At 49.3% G+C, this 3213-nt stretch carries 2 rRNA genes; both read left to right on the top strand.

The features are described 5' to 3' along the window. Positions 1 to 100 precede the first annotated feature (100 nt). A 23S ribosomal RNA gene (locus tag F5ESL0228_RS08180) occupies positions 101 to 3011 on the top strand. An 83-nt stretch (positions 3012 to 3094) separates the two neighbouring features. Continuing rightward, positions 3095 to 3211, top strand: a 5S ribosomal RNA gene (gene rrf / locus F5ESL0228_RS08175). Positions 3212 to 3213 lie beyond the last annotated feature (2 nt).

Raw genomic sequence — 3213 nt, 5'->3', positions numbered from 1 at the left:
GAGTTAGTACATTGAAAACTAAATATAATCCAAGAAAAAACCGAGAAACAATCAAAAGAGAACAGATTGCAAGAGCGACCGAGAGAGTATCTTAAAGTAAGGTCAAGAAAAGAAGGGCGCACGGTGAATGCCTAGGCACATGAAGGCGAAGAAGGACGTGACGAACCACGAAAGGCTTCGGGGAGCAGTAAGTAAGCAAAGATCCGGAGATATCCGAATGGGGGAACCCAATGCAGCGATGCATTACTTATTAGTGAATAAATAGCTAATAAGGGCGAGACGCAGTGAACTGAAACATCTAAGTAGCTGCAGGAAGAGAAAGAAAAATCGATTTCCCAAGTAGCGGCGAGCGAAACGGAAAGAGCCCAAACCAAGCAATTTATTGTTTGGGGTTGAAGGACTGCAAAAAGTGAGTAAGGCGGATAGCAGAATTATCTGGGAAGGTAAGCCAAAGAGGGTGAGAGCCCCGTAAGCGAAATCCAAGAGACAGCTAGCAGGATCCTGAGTAGGTCGGAACACGAGGAATTCCGATTGAAGCAGCGAGGACCATCTCGCAAGGCTAAATACTAACATGTGACCGATAGTGAACCAGTACCGTGAGGGAAAGGTGAAAAGAACCCCGGGAGGGGAGTGAAAGAGAACCTGAAACCGTGTGCTTACAAGTAGTCAGAGCCCATTAAAGGGTGATGGCGTGCCTTTTGTAGAATGAACCGGCGAGTTACGTTAAATAGCGAGGTTAAGTCATGAAAGGACGGAGCCGCAGCGAAAGCGAGTCTGAAGAGGGCGAAAGAGTTATTTGATGTAGACCCGAAACCAAGTGACCTACCCATGACCAGGTTGAAGGTGCGGTAAAGCGCACTGGAGGACCGAACCCACGTAAGTTAAAAATTGCGGGGATGAGTTGTGGGTAGCGGTGAAATTCCAAACGAACTTGGAGATAGCTGGTTCTCTCCGAAATAGCTTTAGGGCTAGCCTGGTGCGAGGATGATAATGGAGGTAGAGCTCTGTTTGGACGAAGGGCCCGTCAGGGGTTACTGAATTCAGATAAACTGCGAATACCAGATATCAAAGCACTGGAGTCAGACTGCGAGTGATAAGATCCGTAGTCGAAAGGGAAACAGCCCAGATCACCAGTTAAGGTCCCAAAATCTATGCTAAGTGGAAAAGGATGTGGAGTTGCGTAGACAACTAGGATGTTGGCTCAGAAGCAGCCATCATTAAAAGAGTGCGTAATAGCTCACTAGTCGAGTGACGCTGCGCCGAAAATTTACCGGGGCTAAGCATAGTACCGAAACTGTGGATGCATTAGCAATAATGCGTGGTAGGAGAGCGTTCTAAATGCGGAGAAGTTTAATCGAGAGGATAAATGGAGCGTTTAGAAGTGAGAATGCCGGTATGAGTAGCGAAAGATAGGTGAGAATCCTATCCGCCGAAAGACTAAGGTTTCCTGGGGCAGGCTCGTCCGCCCAGGGTAAGTCGGGACCTAAGGCGAGGCCGAAAGGCGTAGTCGATGGACAACAGGTAGAAATTCCTGTACTGCGTTAGATCGTTAACAACGAAGGAGGGACGCAGGAGGCAAAGAACGCATGGGATTGGAAGACCATGTTCAAGCGTCAAGTGTAACAATGAGTCAAATGCTTATTGTAGAAAAGCATGAGGCGTGAAGAGGAGCGAAATAAAAGTAGCGAAGGTTCGGAAGTCACACTGCCAAGAAAAGCTTCTAGTGAGAGCTAACGTACCCGTACCGCAAACCGACACAGGTAGTCGAGTGGAGAACACTAAGGTGAGCGAGAGAACTCTCGTTAAGGAACTCGGCAAAATAGCCCCGTAACTTCGGGAGAAGGGGTGCTGGTGTAAGAGCCAGCCGCAGTGAATAGGCCCAAACAACTGTTTATCAAAAACACAGGTCTCTGCAAAGTCGAAAGACGACGTATAGGGGCTGACACCTGCCCGGTGCTGGAAGGTTAAGGAGAGCTGTCAGCGCAAGCGAAGCAGCGAACTGAAGCCCCAGTAAACGGCGGCCGTAACTATAACGGTCCTAAGGTAGCGAAATTCCTTGTCGGGTAAGTTCCGACCTGCACGAAAGGTGTAATGATTTGGGCACTGTCTCAACGAGAGACTCGGTGAAATTATAATACCCGTGAAGATGCGGGTTACCCGCGACAGGACGGAAAGACCCCATGGAGCTTTACTGCAATTTGATATTGGGCAGCTGTTAAACATGTACAGGATAGGTAGGAGCCAGAGAAGATAGTACGCCAGTATTATCAGAGGCAATGTTGGGATACTACCCTTGTTTGATGGCTGCTCTAACCAGGGCCTCTAAGCGAGGCATGGGACAGTGTCAGATGGGCAGTTTGACTGGGGCGGTCGCCTCCTAAAGAGTAACGGAGGCGCCCAAAGGTTCCCTCAGAATGGTTGGAAATCATTCACAGAGTGTAAAGGTATAAGGGAGCTTGACTGCGAGAGAGACAACTCGAGCAGGGACGAAAGTCGGGCTTAGTGATCTGGTGGTACCGCATGGAAGGGCCATCACTCAACGGATAAAAGCTACCCTGGGGATAACAGGCTTATCTCCCCCAAGAGTTCACATCGACGGGGAGGTTTGGCACCTCGATGTCGGCTCGTCGCATCCTGGGGCTGAAGTAGGTCCCAAGGGTTGGGCTGTTCGCCCATTAAAGCGGCACGCGAGCTGGGTTCAGAACGTCGTGAGACAGTTCGGTCCCTATCCGTCGTGGGCGTTGGAAATTTGAGAGGAGCTGTCCTTAGTACGAGAGGACCGGGATGGACATACCGCTGGTGTACCAGTTGTCTTGCCAAAGGCATAGCTGGGTAGCTAAGTATGGCAGGGATAAGCGCTGAAAGCATCTAAGTGCGAAGCCCCCCTCAAGATGAGATTTCCCATACGAAAGTAGTAAGACACCTCAAAGACTAAGAGGTAGATAGGCTAGGAGTGGAAGAGCCGTGAGGTTTGGAGCGGACTAGTACTAATCAGTCGAGGACTTGACCAAAAGCGAAGGCAATTTGGGAAGAGAGTTAAAGGTTTAAGTAGTGGATTATATTTAGTTTTGAGTGTAAAAGCTCAAAGAGAAAGTACGGTGGCAAAAGCAAGAAGGAAACACCTGTAACCATGCCGAACACAGCAGTTAAGCTTCTTAACGCCGAGAGTAGTTGGTGGGAGACTGCCTGCGAGGGTAGGAAGCTGCCGTGCTT

This window comes from Lactobacillus sp. ESL0228, assembly GCF_003692825.1.
In the GTDB taxonomy this organism is placed as follows: Bacteria; Bacillota; Bacilli; order Lactobacillales; family Lactobacillaceae; genus Lactobacillus.
The sequence above is the reverse complement of the archived record's forward strand: the minus strand, read 5'-3'. Positions and strand labels throughout refer to the sequence as shown.